The sequence below is a fragment of the Promicromonospora alba genome, from assembly GCF_042654905.1.
Classification (GTDB): domain Bacteria; phylum Actinomycetota; class Actinomycetes; order Actinomycetales; family Cellulomonadaceae; genus Promicromonospora; species Promicromonospora alba.
Genome location: NZ_JBHSFI010000003.1, coordinates 874700 through 893083, shown reverse-complemented (window position 1 = coordinate 893083; position 18384 = coordinate 874700). Strand labels below are relative to the sequence as shown.

The window sequence follows — 18384 nt, the reverse complement described above, 5'->3', positions numbered from 1 at the left end:
TCGGTCAGCCCCGAGGCGTTCAGTGACGTAAGTTCTGGCCTCGTGACCTCGACGAACGCCATGCCTCATGTCGATCCCCCTGACGTGAAGCCCGGCGGGACCGCGAGAGAGCGGCGCGAGGCAAAGGTCCGCCGTCGCCGGAGCATGCGTACGGTCATCGTCGTGACGCTCGTGGTCGTCCTCGCGATGGGCGGTGGCGGCCTCGCCTGGTACGCCGCGGAGGAGACGGCGGACCTCTCCACCCAGAGCACCACGGCGAAGCAGCTGCTGGCAGCCTCTGACGGCAAGGTCGCCGAGGAGACGACGCGCGACGGCCTCTCCGCGCAGATCGCCGAGGCCGAGACGGTGCTGGCGGAACCGGTCCTCACCCGGCTCCTGACCGGGACCGGTGACGCCCGGGACTCCCTGGGGGCCGCGTCGGCCGCCGTCGAGGCATCCATGGTCGAGTTCGCGCGCAGCCAGGTCACGGCCGCCCGCAAGGGCGTCACGAGCGCTCAGGCCCGCGCGGAGAAGGTCCACACGGCGACGAAGGGCATGGGCGTCGACGACGCGGTCCGGGCGCAGCTGCAGGCCGCCATCGACACGCTCGCCGCCGTCGACGCCGCCGCGAACGACGCCATTGCCGGTGCCGACCTGACGGAGCTCGAGAAGGCCGCCACCGACCTGAGCACGAACCGCTCGGCCCTCACCCTCGCCACGCAGTCGCTGACGGACGCGCAGGACGCGATCACCTGCCCCTGGCCGGACCAGGTGTGGGACCCGGACAGCGGCAAGGTGCCGAGCTCCGCGCTGGCGGCGCTCCCGTGGGCGCCCACGCACCTCGTGCGCTCCGACGTGCTGCAGGGTCTCGTCGAGCTCGACGCGGCCTACAGCGAGGCGTTCGGCGAGCACCTGACGATCAACTCGTCCTACCGCACGTACGAGTCGCAGGACGCCCTGTACGACCCGGCGTCGCCGACGGCCGCGCCGCCCGGCTGCTCCACCCACGGCCTGGGGCTCGCGGTGGACATCGGCGGCGGGGTCCAGACGTTCGGCACCCAGCAGTACAACTGGCTCAAGCAGCACGCCGAGACCTACGGCTGGACCCACCCGGACTGGGCCGAGCCCCGCGGCCGGATGCCGGAGCCGTGGCACTGGGAGTCGGTCCTCGTCGGCGCAGGGTCGTAACGCCCGGGCGTACGCCGTCGGCCCCGTGACACCGGGTCTCGTGACGCCTCACCCCTGAATCCCAGGTGATTCCCAGATCCGCATACCCGAAGGGGTTGCCATCTGAGAAACCGGTTGCTAGGTTCCGGGAAACCGGTTACCCACGTGGGGTCAGTATCACCCGGCGGATCGCTCCAGAGTCGGGGCGGGCGTGTCCCGGAGCTCCACGTCGCACGAAGAACCACAGCAACGTCCCGCTTTCAACGACGAACGTGAGGCAACGACGATGAGAAGACCAAGAGCAGCACAGCTCCTGTCGGCGGTGGCAGCCTTGACCCTCGCGGTCACGATCGGGGTGACCGCGCAGTCGGTCCCGGACGCGGCCGCCGCGACAGGTAGCGCAACGGGCTTCGCCACCCAGAACGGCGGCACCACCGGCGGCGCCGGCGGGCAGACGGTGCGGGCGAGCACGGGGACCGCGATCCATACGGCGCTGTGCAACCGCGCCACCAAGAGCACCCCGATCGTCATCGAGGTCTCGGGCACCATCAACCACGGAAACACGAGCCAGGTCTCGGGCCCGGGGTGCAGCACCGCATCCGGCGTGATCGAGCTCAAGCAGATCAGCAACGTCTCGATCATCGGCGTGGGGAGCGGCGCGGTCTTCGACCAGATCGGCATCCACATCCGCGAGTCCAGCAACATCATCATCCAGAACGTGACGGTCCAGAACGTCAAGAAGTCCGGCTCGCCCACGTCCAACGGCGGCGACGCCATCGGCATGGAGAGCGGCGTCCGGAACGTCTGGGTCGACCACGTCAACCTGATCGCCTCGGGCGGTGAGTCGGAGGGCTACGACGGCCTCTTCGACATGAAGAACGACACCAAGTACGTGACGCTCTCCTACAGCATCATGCGCAACTCCGAGCGTGGCGGGCTGGTCGGCTCCAGCGAGACCGACGTCTCGAACAGCTTCATCACCTACCACCACAACCTGTACCAGAACCTGAACTCCCGGGTGCCGCTGCTGCGTGGTGGCATCGCGCACGTCTACAACAACCACTACACGGGCATCGTGGAGTCCGGGATCAACTCGCGGGCCGGGGCCAGGGCGAAGGTCGACAACAACTACTTCGAGGACTCCACGGACGTGCTCGGCACGTTCTACACCGACCAGGCCGGCTACTGGCAGGTCGCGGGCAACGTCTTCGACAACGTCACCTGGTCCCCGCGCAGCGGCGACCACAACCCGGCAGGCCCGAACCCGACGTCGAACACCTCGGTCAGCATCCCGTACTCGTACCCGATGGACGCCGCCAGCTGCGTGCCGTCCGTCGTGAGCCAGACGGCGGGCGCGAACAAGGGCAACCGGGTCTCGGACGGCAGCTGCACGCCGACCAACCCCGACCCGGACCCGACTCCGACCGACCCCACGGACCCGACGGACCCGACGGACCCGCCCACCGGAACCAACCTGAGCCTGGGCGCGGGCGCCGACGGCTCCAGCAAGGCCAGCGGCACCAGCTACGGCAACGTGCTCGACGGGAACGCCGGCACCTACTGGTCACCCTCGGGCTCGACCGGACGCGTCTCGGTCAAGTGGAGCTCCGCGAAGACGGTGTCCAGCGTCAACATCCGCGAGGCCTCCGGCGCGGTCGGCCGTATCGGCTCGTGGCGCATCGTCAACAACGACAACGGCACGGTCCTCGCGACCGGCAGCGGTGCGAGGGCCGTCAGCTTCGCCGCGACGTCGCTGACCAAGATCAACTTCGAGATCACGAGCTCGAGCGGCACACCCCAGGTGGCCGAGTTCGAGACGTACGCGGGGTCGTCGGCCGCTTCCGCTGGAACTATGGAGGCGTCGGCAGTCGCCGCGGTGGAGCGGTTCGAGGCCGAGTCGTCCGCGGCAACCTGCGGCGGCACCATCGACACGAACCACTCCGGCTACTCCGGCACCGGGTTCTGCAACACCACCAACGCGTCCGGCGCGGCGCTGCAGGTCAACGTGGGCAACGGGGCCGCAGGGGCCACGACCCTCGCGGTCCGGTTCGCCAACGGCGGCACCACCGCACGCACGGCGGACCTCGTCGTGAACGGCACCAGGGTCCAGGCTGTCTCGTTCGAGCCGACGGGCGCCTGGAACACCTGGTCCACCAAGTCCCTCCCGGCCACGCTCGTCGCGGGCGCCAACACGATCAGGCTCGTCGCCACCAACTCGGGTGGTCTGGCGAACATCGACTACGTCGAGGCTCCGACCGGGGGCACCACCGAGCCGCCCGTCGGGGACGCGCTGTACGTCGCGCCCGGTGGTACGGACAGCGCCGCGGGGACCCTGGCGAACCCGACGACGCTCGCGTCGGCGATCAACCGGATCGCCGCCGGCGGCACGATCTACCTGCGTGGCGGTACCTACAACTACTCGCAGACGATCGCGATCCCGCCGGGCAAGAACGGCCTGTCGGGCAACCGCACCGAGATCTTCGCGTACGCCGGTGAACGGCCCGTGCTGAACTTCTCGGCGCAGAGCGAGGACCCGGCCAACCGCGGCCTCGCGATCGGTGGCGACTGGTGGCACGTGCGCGGCATCGTCGTCGAGCGTGCGGGCGACAACGGCATCCTCCTCGGTGGCGACAACAACGTCATCGAGCGGGTGGTCACCCGGCACAACCGTGACTCGGGGCTCCAGCTCTCCCGCTACACCGCGGGAGCGCCCCGGGCCGACTGGCCCGCGAACAACCTCATCGTGTCCTCGGAGTCGCACGACAACGTCGACTCCGACGGTGAGGACGCCGACGGGTTCGCGCCGAAGCTCACCGTGGGCACCGGCAACGTCTTCCGGTACACCGTGGCCCACAACAACATCGACGACGGCTGGGACCTGTACACGAAGTCCGACACCGGCGCGATCGGCGCGGTCACCATCGAGGACTCGCTCTCCTACGAGAACGGGACCCTGTCCAACGGCGGCCAGGCCGGCAACGGCGACCGCAACGGCTACAAGCTCGGCGGCGAGGACATCGCGGTGAACCACATCGTGAAGCGCAGCATCGCCTTCGACAACGGCAAGCACGGGTTCGGCTACAACCGGAACCTCGGCTCGCTGACGGTCGAGAACAACCTGAGCATCGGCAGCACGGAGCGCAACTTCAACTTCGACGGCGGCTCCTCGACGTTCCGGAACAACACGTCCTGCAACAGCGGGTCGAACGACCGGATCATCGGCAACGACGCGGGCGGCAACCAGTGGTACGCCGGCTCGAACGGGTCCCGGTGCGCGCAGTACTCCGGTTCCCTGAGCTGGTCCTTCGCGTCCGACGGGCGCCTCGCGGTGACGATCGGGGGCACCGCCGTCAACCTGTGACCTGACGGCGGTACCAACGCAACAACAGCGGCCCGGATCCACGTGTGGATCCGGGCCGCTGCTGTGTTCCGCGACGATCGGTGCCCCGTACAGGACTTGAACCTGTGACCGAGAGATTATGAGTCTCCTGCTCTGACCAACTGAGCTAACGGGGCCGGTCCGCAGCACGAAGCCGCGGGAGGATCTTACTGCCTGGAGCAGGGAATGCGGGCACACCTACGCGGCCCTGGACACCGGCGCGCCGAAATGTCCTGGCGCCCCCTCGGCGTCCGCCCTTAGGTTCTGCGAGCCAACCCCAAAGAACTGGAGCAATGCCATGTCCTCGAACTTCCCGGTCGCTCTGTCGGGCGCCCGGGCCCAGACCCTCATGTGGGCGCACGAGCACGACGTCGACCACGCTGCGCTGAACCAGCTGCGCAACATCTCGGCCCTGCCGTGGGTGGCCGGCGTGCGCGTGATGCCCGACGTCCACCTCGGCAAGGGTGCGACCGTCGGCTCCGTGATCGCCATGCGCGACGCCGTGTCGCCGAACGCCGTCGGCGTCGACATCGGCTGCGGCATGATCGGCGTCCGCACCTCGCTGACCGCCCCCGACCTGCCGGATGACCTCTCGCGCCTCCGGGCACGCATCGAGGCCGCGGTCCCCGTCGGGTTCCACGCGCACGGCGAGCAGGTGGACCTGCGTCGTCTGCGGCCCGTGAAGGGTTCGGGAGGACAGGAGCGGCTGCGGGGCGAGCAGGCGTTCTGGGACAGGTTCGAGACACTGAACCCGAAGGTGCGGCAGCTGGAGACGCGAGCGCGCAAGCAGCTCGGGTCGCTGGGTGGCGGCAACCACTTTGTAGAGCTGTGTCTGGATTCGTCCGATCAGGTCTGGCTCCAGCTCCACTCCGGCTCGCGCAACATCGGTAAGGAGCTCGCGGAGCACCACGTCGGCATCGCTAAGCGCCTCGAGCACAACGTGGGGCTCGTGGACCGCGAGCTGGCCGTGTTCCTCGGCGGCACGCCCGAGATGGACGCGTACCTCAACGACCTCTGGTGGGCGCAGGAGTACGCGGCCAGGTCGCGCGCGGTCATGATGGCCCTGACCGTCCAGGCGGTCCGCGACGAGTTCGCGGCGATGTCCGACGGCGGCCGCGAGCTCACCTTCGACGAGGGCGTGAACGTGCACCACAACTACGTGGCGCGCGAGCAGGTCGACGGCGAGGAGCTGATCGTCACCCGCAAGGGCGCCATCCGGGCGGGCAAGGGCGACCTGGGGCTCATCCCCGGGTCGATGGGCACCGGCTCGTACGTGGTGCGCGGCCTGGGCAACCCGGAGTCGTACTGGTCGGCGTCGCACGGCGCGGGCCGGCGGATGTCCAGGACCCGGGCCAAGCAGGAGTTCACGCTCGACGACCTCGCCGCCCAGACCGAGGGCGTCGAGTGCCGCAAGGACCGGGGTGTGCTCGACGAGATTCCCGGCGCCTACAAGGATCTCGACGCGGTGATCGCGGCGCAGTCCGACCTCGTGGAGGTCGTGGCCCGGCTGCGGACGGTGCTCTGCGTGAAGGGCTGACCGCGGTCGCAAGCCGGGGGCCCGGGCGGCAGGGCGGGAACTGACGGGCTGGAACGGGAGCCGGTGCCTCTGGCAACCTGTGCGCGGTGAGCACCGCACAGGATGCCGGGAGCGCCGGCTCCCTCTCGGCAGAGCCGTCGGGAACGGCACCCGCCGCTCCCGCCGTCTCCCGGCGCGTGCGCTTTGTGGTGATCGGGGTCTGGGCGCTCCTACTCACGCACTTCGCCGCCACGTTCCTGTGGACGGCGCCCGGCTTCCTGACCGGCCGGCCCGACGACGGGACGGCCGGACCGCCGAGGACCAGCGCCCTGGCCGCGTACATGACGCCGGTCTTCGCGCAGAGCTGGTCGATCTTCGCGCCGTCGCCCCTGCACGTCGAGTACACGCTGCAGGTCCGCGGCATGTACGAGCGGGGGAGCGACGGCGCCCTGTTGCCCGGGCCCTGGATCGACACCACTGCCGTGGAGGCCCGTGCCCTGACCGGGCACCTGCTCCCTGCGGCGACCGAGCGGCCGGCCCGCCGGCTGGCCTCCGACGCTCGCGCCGCGTACCTCAAGCTGCCCGAGAAGGCGCGGCTCGTCGTCCTGCGGTCGCCCGCGGCCGGCCCGGCCCCGAGGCGGATACCGCCCGAGCCCTGGCCCGCCCTACGGGCCGCGTTGCTCGACGACGGCGCCCCACCCGCCGTCGTCGATGAATATCTCGCTCAGGACCGCGCCCTGGCCGCCTACGCGACCCAGGTGCTGCGGGCCGACGGCGCCACGGGCGGCCCCGCGAGCGGCGCCGGCAGGCCAGGCCGGGCCCTGATGTACGTCCAGGCGAAGGTGGTGCGCCACGGCGTCACGCGGCACGGGGCGCAGGTGCGGCCCGGACCGGACGGGCTCACCGTCGGGGCCCGCCCGCCGTACGCCGTCGCGGGCCAGGACGATGCCGCGTTCCGCAGCGCATGGGACGCGCTCCGCTACGAGTCCCCGGCGGACGACGGGGGCGCCCCGTGACTCGTGTGCTCGCCCTGCCTGCCGCGCGCTCCCTGACGACCCTGCTCGACGACGGCGTCCGCTGGATGACCGAGTCCGCCCACGCGACCTACGGCGTCGCCCTGATGCGCATCCTCTTCGGCCTGGGCATCGGCGGGTACGTAGCGGTGAACTTCCCGGCGCGGGACGCGCTGTGGGGCGCTGGCGCCCGCTGGACGACGCCGCTCGGCGGGCAGGCGCTCCCCGGCGACCTGCTGCTCACGCAGGCCTGCCTGGCGCTGCTCCTGGTGGCGGCCCTGGTCGCGGTGGGCTGGCGGGCCCGCTGGACGGTGCCGCTGCTGCTGGTCGGCTGGACCGCGCTGACCGCGATCAACCCGCTGATCGCCGACCAGGGACACAACATCTCGCGCATCCTGCTGGTCTACCTCTGCTTCGCGGACTCGTCGGCCCGCTGGTCGCTCGATGCCCGACGGCGGGGGAGCGGTCCCGGGCCTGCCCGCGACGACTCGACCCGCGACGACCCAGCCCGCACCGCCCGCAACCTCGCCCACAACGCGGCAGTGCTCGCGACGGGCGCGCAGATCTGCCTGGCGTACGTGCTGTCGGGGCTGTTCAAGCTGCAGGGCGCGGAGTGGCGCGACGGGTCGGCCGTGTACTACCCGCTGCTCCTACCGCAGTTCCGGCCGTGGCCGGCGGTGGCCGACCTGATCGCCGGGAGCGGCTGGCTCGTGGCGGCGGCGACCTGGGGGACGCTCGCGCTCCAGCTCACGTTCCCGCTGCTCCTGCTGCACCGGCACCTGCGGACGGTGGCGGTGACCGGTGCGCTGCTGATGCACGCGGCCATCGCCGTCGTCATGGGCCTACCGTTCTTCTCGCTCTTCATGATGGCCGGCGACTGCGTCTTCCTGAGGGATGCGAGCTTCACTCGCCGAAGTAGAGCGCCTGTCCGACACGCGCTCTACTTCGGCGGCCAAAGGCCCGCGAGATAGAGCGTGTGTCGGACAGGCGCTCTACCTCGGCGAAGTGAGGTCAGCCGACCTGGTGGAGCCAGCGGACCGGGGCGCCCAGGCCCGCGTAGCGGAACGGTTCCAGCTCGTCGTCCCACGCCGCGCCGAGAGCGAGGTCCAGGGCGTCTCGCATGGCACGCGGGTCGGCGAGCTCCAGGGCCGCACGGACGCGGTCCTCCTGGACCACCACGTTGCCGTGTACATCCGTCATGGCGTGGAAGATGCCGAGGTCGGGGGTGTGCGACCAGCGGGCGCCGTCGGCCCCGTTGCTCGCGTCCTCGGTGACCTCATACCTGAGGTGGGACCAACCGCGCAGGGCGGACGCGAGCTTGGCGCCCGTACCCTGCAGGCCCTGCCACGAATATTCGGCACGGTACAGACCACGTCCCGCGGGCTGCGCGGTCCAGTCCATGGATACGCGCACGCCAAGTACGTTCCCCGCTGCCCACTCGATGTGGGGGCACAGGGCACGAGGCGCCGAGTGCACAAAAAGCACACCCCGCGTGATGACACCGGCCATGTCTTCCTCCCTGGGTCGAGGTACGTCTTCCCCTACGTCCTCACCAGGGCGGTGACGCTGTGGTCGGCTGCACAGCGGTGCTTCGGACCACATACTGCCCGATCCGCCGACGAGATGCGAGGCGAAACGGCGCGCAGGCGTCGAGTTAATCACCACGTACGACGAGTTCGTGCGGCACATTCTTGCCTAAAAAGCCGCACCACCACTAGTGCCCCTTAGGACTTTCTTGAGATTGATCCCACAGGGCGTGGCACGTATCAAACAGGGCGGTCAGACCCTCACAGGCGCGCGCGAAGCTCCCGCATCGCCGCGCGGCGCGTCTCCTTCTGGAGGCGGTCGAGATAGACCATGCCGTCCAGGTGGTCGCACTCGTGCTGGAGGCAGCGGGCCATGATCCCGGTGCCCTCCACGGTGATCGGCTCGCCGTCCAGGTTGATGCCCTCGACCTTGGCGTAGTTGGCGCGCACCGTGGGGTACCAGAGGCCCGGGACGGACAGGCAGCCCTCGCCGCCGTCCTGCTGCTCGTCACCCAGCTCGACGATGCGCGGGTTGATCACGTAGCCGATCTCGCCCTCGATGTTCCACGAGAAAGCCCGCAGCGAGACGCCTATCTGGTTGGCGGCCAGTCCGGCACGCCCCTCGTCGTCCACCGTGTCGACCAGGTCCGCGACCAAGCTGCGGACGCGGTCGTCGATAGTCGTCACGGTGTCGCACGGGGTGCGCAGTACTGGGTCGGGAACCACACGGATCTCACGCATTGCCATGCGGACATTCTCCCATGTCAGACGGAGGGGGCGCGGGCAGGACGGACTCGCGCGTGGCGCTTGGTCTCGACAGGCTCGACCACCGGCACACGTGTCAGGCGCTCAGGTCACCTGGGTGACCTGAGCGCCTGACACGTGCTTGACCCGCGGGCGGGGTCAGTGGTTCTGGACCACCAGGGCGACGTTGTGCCCGCCGAAGCCGAAGGAGTTGTTGATGGCGGCGATGTCGCCACCGGGCAGCTTCGCCGGCTCGTCGCGCACGAGCGGCACCTGCAGCTCCGGGTCGGGGTTGTCCACGTTGATCGTCGGCGGGGCGAGGCGCTCGGAGATCGCCTTGACCGCGAACAGCGACTCGATGGCGCCCGCACCACCCAGCAGGTGGCCCGTCATGGACTTCGTCGCCGAGAGCAGCACGTGGTCGGCCTCGGAGCCCAGCAGCGTCCGGATGGAGGACGTCTCGGTGAGGTCGCCCACCTTGGTGGAGGTGGCGTGCGCGTTGACGTGCACGATGTCGGCGGCGGTCACCCCGGCGTCCTGCATCGCGAAGCGCATGGCAGCGACCTGACCCTTGCCCTCGGGGTCCGGAGAGGTGATGTGGTACGCGTCGGACGACAGGCCCACGCCGCTGATCTTGGCGTACACGCGGGCGCCGCGGGCGGCGGCGTGCTCGGCGCTCTCCAGCACCAGGACCGCCGCACCCTCACCGAGCACGAAACCGTCGCGGTCGACGTCGTACGGGCGCGAGGCCCGCTGCGGGTCGTCGTTGCGGAGCGAGAGCGTGCGCGAGGCAGCGAACGCGCCGAGCGGCATCGGGTGGATAGCCGCCTCGGTGCCGCCGGCGACGACGACGTCGGCGCGGCCGGAGCGGATCATCTCGACGGCGTAGCCCACGGCCTCTGCACCCGAGGCGCACGCGGACACCAGTGCGTGGGTGCCTGCGCGGGCACCGAGCTCGAGCGACACGTAGGCCGACGGGGAGTTCGGCATGAGCATGGGGACGGTCATGGGCAGCATGCGCCGGGCGCCGCGCTCACGGAGCGTGTCCCAGCCGTCCAGGATGGTCTGGATGCCGCCGATGCCGGACGACACCACGGCGCCGAGCCGGTCGCCGTCGATCTCGGGGCTGCCCGCGTCGGCCCATGCCTCGCGCGTCGCGACGATCGCGTACTGCGCGGACGGGTCCATGCGCTTGGTCTCGGGACGGGAGAGCACCTCTGCCGGGTCCACCTTGATGGTGGCGGCGAAGGTCACGGGGATCCCGTACTTCTCTGCCCAGTCGTTCTCGAGGGTCCGCGCCCCAGATACACCGGCGAGTGCGGCCTCCCACGTGGATGCCACGTCCCCGCCGAGGGGTGTGGTGGCGCCGAGGCCGGTGACGACGACTTCGCGTGCGGAGGACATGATGATGCTCCCGGGAGTGGTGGGACGAAGGGGGCAGGTGCGAAAGGGTGCTACCTCGTGGGCAGCGAGTGCCCGACGGCGGCACGGGCCCGGTGAAACAGGGGCCGCGCCGCCGCCGTCGGGGGGCGGCTCAGGCCTGAGCGCCCTTGATGAAGCTCACTGCGTCGCCGACGGTCGAGAGGTTCTTGACCTCTTCGTCCGGGATGCGAACCTCGAACTTGTCCTCGGCGTGCGTGACGATGGTCATCATCGACAGGGAGTCGATGTCGAGGTCGTCCTGGAAGGACTTCTCGAGCAGGACGTCGGCCTTGTCGAGGCCCGTCTCCTCGGCAACGATCTCGGCGAGGCCCTCGAGGATCTCCTGGTCCGTGTTGGCCATGGGACTTCCTTATCTTTCGTAACGGTCACCGGCGCCGTCGGGCACCGGAGTCTTGCTGGTCAGATCTTGGCGTATCTCGCGACCGGAATGCACGGCGGGTCATTTCGATACGACCCGCCGCATGCGGCTACGGCAGCACCACGACCTGCGCGGCGTAGACGAGTCCCGCGCCGAACCCGATCTGGAGGGCGAGGTCGCCCGACTTGGCCTGCCCCTCCGCGAGGAGGCGCTCTGCGGCCAACGGGATCGACGCCGCCGACGTGTTGCCGGTCTCGGCGATGTCGCGCGCTATGACCACGGTATCCGGCAGGCCGAGCTGCTTCTTCATCTGGTCGATGATCCGCATGTTGGCCTGGTGCGGGATGAAGACCTGGATGTCCTCGGCGGTCACGCCTGCCTCGGCCATCGCCTTCTCCGCGACGGGCGCCATCTGGAAGCTCGCCCACTTGAACACGGTGGGCCCGTCCTGGCGCAGCGTGGGCCAGCCGAGCGAGGGGTCCTCGCGCAGCTCGGTCCAGGAGTGCGTCTGGCGGATCGCGGTGGCCTTGGCGCCGTCCGAACCCCATACGGTCGGGCCGATGCCCGGGGTGTCCGACGGGCCGACGATCGCGGCGCCCGCGCCGTCGCCCAGCAGGAACGAGATGGAGCGGTCCGTCGGGTCGATGATCTCGCTGAGCTTCTCGGCGCCGATCACCAGCACGTGCCTGGCCAGGCCCGAGCGCACGAGGGCGTCCGCCTGGCCGATGCCGTAGGCGTAGCCGGCGCACGCGGCCGACACGTCGTAGGCGGCGGCCGGCGTCGCGCCGATGCGCTCGGCGAGGATCGCGGCGCCCGACGGCGTCATGTGCATGTGCGTGATCGTCGACAGGATGACGGCGTCGATGTCGGCGCCGGTCAGGCCCGCGGCCTCCAGCGCCTTGTTCGCGGCGGCCTCGGACAGGTCGAGCACGTCCTTGTCCGCGCCTGCCCGGCGGCGCGTGACGATGCCGGTGCGCTGGCGGATCCACTCGTCCGAGGAGTCGATGGGACCGGCGATGTCGTCGTTGGTCACGACGAGCTCGCCGCGCTCCCCGCCGATCGCCAGGATCCGCGAGAACTGCGTGGGCTGGGCCTGCTGCAGGATGGTCACTGGTCTGCTCCGGTCGCGCTCGTGCCGCTGGAAAGGACAGTGCTGTGTGCCGCGATGAGCGCGCGCGCCGCATCGAGGTCGGCGGGCGACTTCACCGCTACGGTCTCCACGCCCTTGAGGCCGCGCTTGGCGAGGCCCGTCAGGACGCCGCCCGGGGCCAGCTCGAGCAGGCCGGTCACGCCGCGCTCGGCGAGGCTCGTCATGATCAGGTCCCACCGGACCGGCGCCGTGACCTGGCCCGCGATGTTGCGCAGCACGTCGGCGCCGGTGCCGTGGCCGTTGGCGCCGCCCGTGTAGGCGGTGCCGTCGAGGTCCGCGAGGAACGGCAGCGTCGGGTCGGTGGCGTCCCAGCCGAGGGCCACCGGCTCGAACTCGGCGCGCGCCGCGTCCATGAACGGGGTGTGGAACGCGCCGGCGACCTGCAGCGGGATCACTCGGGCGCGGGTCGGCGGGTTCTCGGCCAGCTTGGCGAGGTTCTCCAGCGCGCCGGCCGCGACGGTCTGGCCCGCGCCGTTGACGTTGGCGGGCCACAGGCCGGCGGCCTCGATCGCGGCCAGTACCTCGTCCGGGTCGCCGCCCACGACGGCGCTCATGCCCGACGGCGCAGCGGCTGCCGCCGTGGCCATCGCCCGGGCGCGGCGTGCGACCAGGCCGGCCGCGCCGTCGTCCGACAGGGCACCTGCCACCGCAGCCGCGGACAGCTCACCGACGGAGTGACCAGCGGTGACGTCGACGACCTCGGCGGCAGCGCGGCCGTCCAGTAGGGCGCGCAGCGCGAGCAGCGACGTGGTGACGATCAGGGGCTGGGCCACGGCGGTGTCGCGGATCGTGTCGGCGTCCGACGTCGTTCCGTGCGCCACCAGGTCCAGGTTCGAGGCCTCGGATGCTGCGGCGAGGCGTTGTTCGGTTCCGGGCAGCTCGAGCCAGTCGCTGAGCATCCCGGGGGTCTGAGAGCCCTGTCCAGGGCAGACGACGGCGAGCACGCGTCCACTCTGCCAACCCGGAGAGCCCGCAGGACGTCGCGACCTGTACCAACCTGGTAGAGGCCCCTTGTGGGGAACCTACAAGGTGCTGGCCCCGGCGAAGATTCAGGACAAGACGGTCAGCCGCGGCCGAGCTGGCCCAGTGCCAGGGCCACCTGCAGCACGAACGACTCGCGGGCGTCGAGCGGGTCCCACCCTGTGATCTCCGACACCTTGCGGAGCCGGTAGCGCACCGTGTTGGGGTGAACGTACAGATGACGCGCCGCGGCCTCGAGCGAGCGCCCGGTGCCCAGGTAGGCCGACAGGGTCTCCAGCACGGCGCCGCCGGCGTCCTGCAGCGGGGTGAAAGCCTGGGCGATCAGCGTGGCGCGGGCGGTGTAGTCGCCGGTCAGCACGCGTTCGGGCAGGAGGTCGTCAGCCATGACCGGGCGGGGCGCCTGCGGCCACGCCGGGGCGGCGGTCAGGCCCGCGAGCGCGGACCGGGCCGACCGGGCGGCGTCGGTCAGGCTGGGCACCTGGGTGCCGATCACCACCGGGCCCATGCCGAAGCGGCTCAGGAGCGACGTGGCGGCGGCGACGAGGTCGCCCTCGCCGCCGAGCACGAGGACGAGCCGGTCGCCGTGGATCCCGACGAGGGCGTCGCCCGCGGCGCGCCGGGCGACGCGGCGGATCTCGGCCGTGCGGATCTCGTCGAGCTGCTCGGTGGCGAGGCCTACGACGACGAGCGCGTTGCCGCGGCCGCTCCACCCGAGCGCCGAGATGCGCGAGCGGAGCGAGTCGTCGCCGTCGCCGCGCACGAGCGCGTCGACCACGAGGGCTTCGAGGCGGGCGTCCCAGGCGCCGCGCCACTCGGCGGCGCGGGCGTAGACCTCGGCCGCGGAGAACGCGACCTCGCGGGAGTAGCGCAGGACCGCCTCGCGCAGGTCGCGCTCGCCGCCGGGCGCGGCGATCCGGTCGGAGTGCGTCTCGACGACGTCGACCACCACGCGCACGAGCTGCAGGGTGTGCTGCAGCGAGATGGAGCGGGTCAGCTCGGTGGGTGCCGCGGCGAAGATCTCGCTGACGCCGTGCGGCGGCCGGTCCGGATCGGTGAACCACGAGGTGAACGCGTTGATGCCGGCCTGAGCGACGAGGCCCACGTACGAGCGGTCCTCGGCGGGGAGCTCGCGGTACCAGTTGAGGTCCTCGTCCAGCCGCCGCATCGCGGCGGCGGTGAGGAGGCCGCTGGCCTCGCGGACGCGCTGGAGGTTCATCGGGAACCCGGCGGGGTCGGTCGCTGCCGTCTCCGTGGCGGGCTCCGTCACGGGCGTCGCGGTCACGGGCGCCGGAGCGTCCTGGCCAGGGTCCTGGCTGCCGCCGCGGTCGGCTGCCGGCCCGGCCTCCCGGTCGGTCTTCTGAGCGCTGGTTCGCGCGCCCCGTCGAGTTGCTGGCACCCTGGCAGCATACGAGTCCGAGTTGTGGGGAGTCCACAAACGGACTTTCAAGGCAGGGTGATCCCAGTGAGTTGGGGAGGAAAACTGTAGGGTCGAGGCATGGCCCTGATGCATCGGCTCCGCCGCCTCATCCGTCGGCCCCTGTCTGCGTCCACGGTCGGTGCTCGCCGCCCGTCGCCGTCGGCGCCCCGACGAGGGGACGCGGGACACGAGGACGCGCTGCGCGCCCAGCTGACCGACGATCCGAACAACGAAGAGGCTTTCGGCGCTCTGGCAGAGATCGTGCGCCGCCGTGCCGCCGAGGACCCCACGCTGGAGGACCCGTTGCGGGACTCCGACGAGATCCCCGAGTCCAAGCAGCGCGAGGCGGACCTCGCGGTCTGGGCGCTGGCCGAGGAGCTGGCCGGGCATCCACGCGGCTGGTACCCGCTGATCGAGCTCGGCCGGCTGTCGCTGGCCGACGACCCGGAGGGCGCCGTCCGGCGGTTCACCACGGCCGCCGAACGTGATCCTGACGGTCGGGCGCTGGTGGAGGGCTTGGCGATCCTCCGTGATGCGGGGATGCCCGTGGAGGCCCTGGGCCTGGGTATCGGGCACTGGCGCGTGAAGGAGCACTCCCCGGTGGTCGGGAAGCACCTCGTGCTCGCCGCGCTCGAGGCCGACCGGGTGCTCGAGGCCCGGCAGCACCTGCGGGCGCTGGAGATGCACCCGGACACGAAGGCGGTCAGGTCGCTGCGGGACGAGCTGGACAAGGCGATCACCGCAGCGGAGCAGACCCCGCCGAGATAGACCCCGTCCGCGAAGTAGAGCGCCTGTCCGGCTCTCCCCGGGGTGACCCAGGGGAGAGCCGGACAGGCGCTCTACTTCGCGGACCCGGAGGTCAGCTGTCGCCGCCCGCGGTGCCGGACGTGCCGGCGGTGACGTCGAGCAGGCGGTACTTCTCGACGGCCTTCGCGACGACGTCGGTCGGCACCTCGCCACGACGGGCGAGGACCTGCAGCGTCCGGACCACCATCGACGGGCCGTCGATGAGGAAGAACCGCCGCGCGGCGGCACGGGTGTCGGAGAAGCCGAACCCGTCGGCGCCGAGCACCGCGTAGTCACCGGGGACCCAGGCGCGGATCTGGTCGGGGACCAGGTGGTCGTAGTCGCTGGTGGCGATGAACGGCCCCTGGGCGCCGGAGAGCTTCTCCGTGACGTACGGCGTGCGCACGGGCGCCGTCGGGTTGACCAGGGAGTCGTGCTCGGCAGCCAGGGCGTCGCGACGCAGCTCGTTCCAGCTCGTCACCGACCACACGTCGGCCGAGACACCCCAGTCCTCCTTGAGGAGCTGCTGCGCCTCGAGCGCCCACGGCACACCCACGCCGGAGGAGAGGAGCTGGGCCTTGGGGCCTTCGGCGTCCGACACCGAGATGCGGTGGATACCGCGCTTGATGCCCTCGACGTCGACGTCCTCCGGCTCGACCGGCTGGACCATGGGCTCGTTGTACACCGTGAGGTAGTACATGACGTCCTGGTCGCGGCCGTCGGAGCCGTCGCCGTACATGCGCTCGATGCCGTCGCGCATGATGTGCCGGATCTCGTACCCGTAGGCAGGGTCGTACTGCACGATCGACGTGTTCGTGCCGGCGATGAGCGGGCTGTGCCCGTCGGCGTGCTGCAGGCCCTCACCCGTGAGGGTGGTGCGGCCCGCGGTCGCGCCGATGATGAAGCCGCGCGTCATCTGGTCGCCGGCCGCCCAGAACTGGTCGCCCGTGCGCTGGAAGCCGAACATCGAGTAGAAGATGTAGACCGGGATCATCGGCTCGCCGTGCGTGGCGTACGACGTGCCCACCGACTGGAACGCGGCGGCGGAACCGGCCTCGTTGATACCGGTGTGCATGATCTGGCCGGACTCGGACTCCTTGTAGCTCAGCATGAGCTCGCGGTCCACGGCGAGGTAGTTCTGGCCGAGCGTGTTGAAGATCTTGGCGCTCGGGAAGATCGAGTCGAGGCCGAAGGTGCGGGCCTCGTCCGGGATGATCGGCACGATGCGGTTGCCGAAGTCCTTGGCCTTGAAGAGGTCCTTGAGCAGCCGCACGAACGCCATGGTCGTGGCGATCTGCTGCGTGCCGGAACCCTTCTTCAGCAGCTCGTAGGTCTTGTCCTCGGGCAGCTTGAGGGTCGTCCTCGCGACGGTCCGGCGCTCCGGTACGAAGCCACCGAGCTGACGGCGGCGCTCCAGCATGTACTGGACCTCCGGCGCGTCGGCCCCGGGGTGGTAGTACGGCGGCAGGTACGGGTCGGCCTCGAGCTCGGCGTCCGAGATCGGGATGCGCAGCGAGTCGCGCAGCGTCTTGAGGTCGTCGCCCTTGAGCTTCTTCATCTGGTGCGTCGAGTTGCGGCCGGCGAAGCCGGAGCCCAGGCCGTAGCCCTTGACGGTGTGCGCCAGGATGATCGTCGGCTGGCCGGTGTGCGCGCGCGCCGCGGAGTAGGCCGCGTAGAGCTTGCGGTAGTCGTGCCCGCCGCGCTTCATGTTCCAGATGTCGTCGTCGGTCATGTTCTCGACGAGGGCCTTCGTGCGCGGGTCGCGCCCGAAGAAGTGCTCGCGGATGAACGCGCCGGACTCCGCACGGTAGGTCTGGTAGTCACCGTCGGGCGTGACGTTCATCAGGTTGACCAGCGCGCGGTCCTTGTCGGCGTTGAGCAGGGTGTCCCACTCGCGGCCCCAGACGACCTTGATGACGTTCCAGCCGGCGCCCTTGAACTGGGCCTCCAGCTCCTGGACGATCTTGCCGTTGCCGCGCACCGGGCCGTCGAGGCGCTGCAGGTTGCAGTTCACGACGAACGTCAGGTTGTCCAGCTGCTGCTGGGCGGCGTGCTGGATCATGCCGCGGCTCTCGGGCTCGTCCATCTCGCCGTCGCCGAGGAAGGCCCAGACGTCCTGCTGGCTGGTGTCCTTGATCCCGCGGTTGTGCAGGTACTTGTTGGTCCAGGCCTGGTAGATCGCCGACGCCGGGCCGAGGCCCATGCTGACGGTCGGGAACTCCCAGAAGTCCTGCATGAGGCGCGGGTGCGGGTAGGACGGCAGGCCGCCACCCGGGTGCGACTTCTCCTGGCGGAACCCGTCGAGCTGGTCCGCGGTAAGGCGACCCTCGAGGTACGCCCGGGCGTAGACGCCGGGGGAGGCGTGGCCCTGGAAGTAGATCTGGTCACCGCCGCCCGGGTGGTCCTTGCCCCGGAAGAAGTGGTTCAGGCCCACCTCGTACAGCGTCGCCACGGACGCGTAGGAGGAGATGTGCCCACCGACGCTGAGGCCCTCGCGCTGTGCGCGGGTCACCATGACTGCCGCGTTCCAACGGATCCAGGAGCGGTAGCGCCGCTCCATGGCCTCGTCGCCCGGGAAGTACGGCTCCTCGTGGACACCGATGGTGTTCACGTAGGGCGTCGCCATCGACGCGGGAATGCTCACATTCCGCTCGCGCGCCCGCCGGAGCAGGTTGAGCATGACGTACCGGGCGCGGGGTCCGCCCTTGTCGTCGATCAGCCCGTCGAAGGACTCGACCCATTCCTCGGTCTCGGCCGGGTCGATGTCAGGTACGGCGCTGAGCAGACCGTTGATCAGCGGTCCGGTCTCGTCAAACGAAGCCACCAGCAACCTCTCTCGGTGTCGCGCGGCGGGGTCGCGGTTCGCGCTCCTCGCCGCCTCGTCAGGACCCGTCGCGTCGGCGTAGCGTCGCCACAGCTGGGGTT

General features: G+C 70.6%; 14 protein-coding genes and 1 tRNA gene. 6 read left to right on the top strand and 9 right to left on the bottom strand.

The window, feature by feature from the left end:
* Positions 1-162: 162 nt before the first annotated feature.
* A complete protein-coding gene (locus tag ACFO6V_RS09240) occupies positions 163-1167 on the top strand; it encodes a M15 family metallopeptidase (RefSeq protein ID WP_377134475.1) in 1005 nt (334 codons plus the stop codon).
* A gap of 265 nt (positions 1168-1432) precedes the next feature.
* A complete protein-coding gene (locus tag ACFO6V_RS09235) occupies positions 1433-4507 on the top strand; it encodes a pectate lyase family protein (RefSeq protein ID WP_377134473.1) in 3075 nt (1024 codons plus the stop codon).
* Between the two features lie 81 nt (positions 4508-4588).
* Here the strand turns inward: ACFO6V_RS09235 and ACFO6V_RS09230 are convergent.
* Positions 4589-4662, bottom strand: a tRNA-Ile gene (locus tag ACFO6V_RS09230).
* A 161-nt stretch (positions 4663-4823) separates the two neighbouring features.
* Here ACFO6V_RS09230 and ACFO6V_RS09225 point away from each other — a divergent pair.
* The 3 genes from ACFO6V_RS09225 to ACFO6V_RS09215 all read left to right on the top strand — a co-directional run bounded on the left by ACFO6V_RS09225 (position 4824) and on the right by ACFO6V_RS09215 (position 8025).
* Positions 4824-6062: an RtcB family protein gene (locus ACFO6V_RS09225; protein ID WP_377134471.1), complete on the top strand. Its 1239-nt coding sequence runs from the start codon at positions 4824-4826 to the stop codon at positions 6060-6062.
* An 86-nt stretch (positions 6063-6148) separates the two neighbouring features.
* Positions 6149-7057 carry a DUF5819 family protein gene (locus ACFO6V_RS09220; RefSeq protein ID WP_377134469.1) on the top strand — a complete coding sequence of 303 codons (909 nt, stop codon included), beginning with the start codon at positions 6149-6151 and terminating at the stop codon, positions 7055-7057.
* Entirely contained in the window at positions 7054-8025 is a 972-nt protein-coding gene (locus ACFO6V_RS09215) for an HTTM domain-containing protein (RefSeq protein WP_377134467.1), read from the top strand. Before ACFO6V_RS09220 ends, ACFO6V_RS09215 begins: the two co-directional genes overlap by 4 nt.
* A 40-nt stretch (positions 8026-8065) precedes the next feature.
* Here the strand turns inward: ACFO6V_RS09215 and ACFO6V_RS09210 are convergent, their stop codons facing one another.
* The 7 genes from ACFO6V_RS09210 to ACFO6V_RS09180 all read right to left on the bottom strand — a co-directional run bounded on the left by ACFO6V_RS09210 (position 8066) and on the right by ACFO6V_RS09180 (position 14652).
* Entirely contained in the window at positions 8066-8563 is a 498-nt protein-coding gene (locus ACFO6V_RS09210; protein WP_357449700.1) for a DUF3145 domain-containing protein, read from the bottom strand.
* Between the two features lie 278 nt (positions 8564-8841).
* Positions 8842-9327, bottom strand: coding sequence for a peptide deformylase (def, locus tag ACFO6V_RS09205; RefSeq protein ID WP_377134464.1), 486 nt, complete (start codon positions 9325-9327; stop codon positions 8842-8844).
* 156 nt (positions 9328-9483) lie between these two features.
* The gene (gene fabF, locus ACFO6V_RS09200) at positions 9484-10728 is read right to left on the bottom strand and encodes a beta-ketoacyl-ACP synthase II (protein WP_357449694.1); all 1245 of its coding nucleotides are present in this window, start codon (positions 10726-10728) and stop codon (positions 9484-9486) included.
* A gap of 130 nt (positions 10729-10858) precedes the next feature.
* A complete protein-coding gene (locus ACFO6V_RS09195) occupies positions 10859-11107 on the bottom strand; it encodes an acyl carrier protein (RefSeq protein ID WP_116676165.1) in 249 nt (82 codons plus the stop codon).
* Between the two features lie 127 nt (positions 11108-11234).
* Positions 11235-12236: a beta-ketoacyl-ACP synthase III gene (locus ACFO6V_RS09190; RefSeq protein ID WP_377134460.1), complete on the bottom strand. Its 1002-nt coding sequence runs from the start codon at positions 12234-12236 to the stop codon at positions 11235-11237.
* Positions 12233-13219 carry an ACP S-malonyltransferase gene (locus ACFO6V_RS09185; RefSeq protein WP_377134457.1) on the bottom strand — a complete coding sequence of 329 codons (987 nt, stop codon included), beginning with the start codon at positions 13217-13219 and terminating at the stop codon, positions 12233-12235. The genes ACFO6V_RS09190 and ACFO6V_RS09185 overlap by 4 nt, the downstream gene beginning before the upstream one ends.
* 119 nt (positions 13220-13338) lie before the next feature.
* A complete protein-coding gene (locus ACFO6V_RS09180) occupies positions 13339-14652 on the bottom strand; it encodes a PucR family transcriptional regulator (protein WP_377134455.1) in 1314 nt (437 codons plus the stop codon).
* A 99-nt stretch (positions 14653-14751) separates the two neighbouring features.
* Between ACFO6V_RS09180 and ACFO6V_RS09175 the strand changes: the two genes are divergently transcribed.
* Positions 14752-15441 (top strand): tetratricopeptide repeat protein, encoded by a 690-nt coding sequence (locus ACFO6V_RS09175; protein ID WP_377134453.1) that lies wholly within the window; start codon positions 14752-14754, stop codon positions 15439-15441.
* Positions 15442-15532: 91 nt separating this feature from the next.
* Here ACFO6V_RS09175 and aceE read toward each other — a convergent pair whose 3' ends face one another.
* Positions 15533-18283 (bottom strand): pyruvate dehydrogenase (acetyl-transferring), homodimeric type, encoded by a 2751-nt coding sequence (aceE, locus tag ACFO6V_RS09170; protein ID WP_377134451.1) that lies wholly within the window; start codon positions 18281-18283, stop codon positions 15533-15535.
* Between the last annotated feature and the right edge of the window lie 101 nt (positions 18284-18384).

What these genes read in the sequence shown, in the direction of transcription:
- ACFO6V_RS09210 (WP_357449700.1), bottom strand. Translation starts at nt 8,563, where the DNA reads ATGGCCGGTGTCATCACGCGGGGTGTGCTTTTTGTGCACTCGGCGCCT.
- def (WP_377134464.1), bottom strand. Translation starts at nt 9,327, where the DNA reads ATGGCAATGCGTGAGATCCGTGTGGTTCCCGACCCAGTACTGCGCACC.
- fabF (WP_357449694.1), bottom strand. Translation starts at nt 10,728, where the DNA reads ATGTCCTCCGCACGCGAAGTCGTCGTCACCGGCCTCGGCGCCACCACA.
- ACFO6V_RS09235 (WP_377134473.1), top strand. Translation starts at nt 1,433, where the DNA reads ATGAGAAGACCAAGAGCAGCACAGCTCCTGTCGGCGGTGGCAGCCTTG.
- ACFO6V_RS09175 (WP_377134453.1), top strand. Translation starts at nt 14,752, where the DNA reads ATGGCCCTGATGCATCGGCTCCGCCGCCTCATCCGTCGGCCCCTGTCT.
- ACFO6V_RS09195 (WP_116676165.1), bottom strand. Translation starts at nt 11,107, where the DNA reads ATGGCCAACACGGACCAGGAGATCCTCGAGGGCCTCGCCGAGATCGTT.
- ACFO6V_RS09225 (WP_377134471.1), top strand. Translation starts at nt 4,824, where the DNA reads ATGTCCTCGAACTTCCCGGTCGCTCTGTCGGGCGCCCGGGCCCAGACC.